Here is a 666-nt window from a genome sequence, read left to right on the forward strand (position 1 = left end):
GACTTATCTTAACAACAATTGGAATTCAAATGCTGTTGACCGGGGTTAAGGGGGCCTTCCCTATTAAGTAATATTGACAAATCAAGCCATTCTGTTACAATGGCTTTAGCAAGAATCATGATGGTCAAAGCTCATGAGAATTGTGCGTCTTTTGCGTACAGTTTTCGAGAGTTTTGGCTATTTTTGTGTGGAGGAAGGGAAATGTGGAAACGGAAGAAGAAGTATTCTCCGGTTAAATATGATGGTGACCTGAGTAAAGAGTATAATCGAGTTTTAAAAGATATTAGTGAAATTGAGAGATTATCTATTACTCCGAAGTTAATTGAGCTGAATCAAAAGGAAAAAAAGATTGAGATGGAAATTATTTTGGCACCTATAATATTCTTTGTTTCAATAATAATTATTGGATTAAGTGTGGATAAATTTCTTTCTAGATCAAGCCATATAGTCATGGATGCAGTAGTTGTAATTTTTGGAGTTGTAATATTTTTTCTAAACGTTGAACAATTAAGATTACCTAGCAAATATAAATTAGCTAGAAGAATTTATGAGGAAAAAATATTATCAGCTATAAAAGTATATTTTTCCCTAAGCAGCTCAAAATATATAAAAATGTTAAAAGATGAAATATCAGATGCTATTAATAAAACTGCAAAAGAGCAAAGT

General features: G+C 31.2%; 1 protein-coding gene. It reads left to right on the top strand.

Annotation, left to right across the window (positions count from 1 at the left end; translation table 11 throughout):
* Positions 1 to 99: 99 nt before the first annotated feature.
* Positions 100 to 666, top strand: a 567-nt coding sequence (locus FH871_RS34425; RefSeq protein WP_212768315.1) for a hypothetical protein, incomplete at its 3' end; no start/stop codon positions are given.

Source organism: Larkinella sp. C7, from assembly GCF_006149005.1.
Classification (GTDB): Bacteria; Bacteroidota; Bacteroidia; order Cytophagales; family Spirosomataceae; genus Larkinella.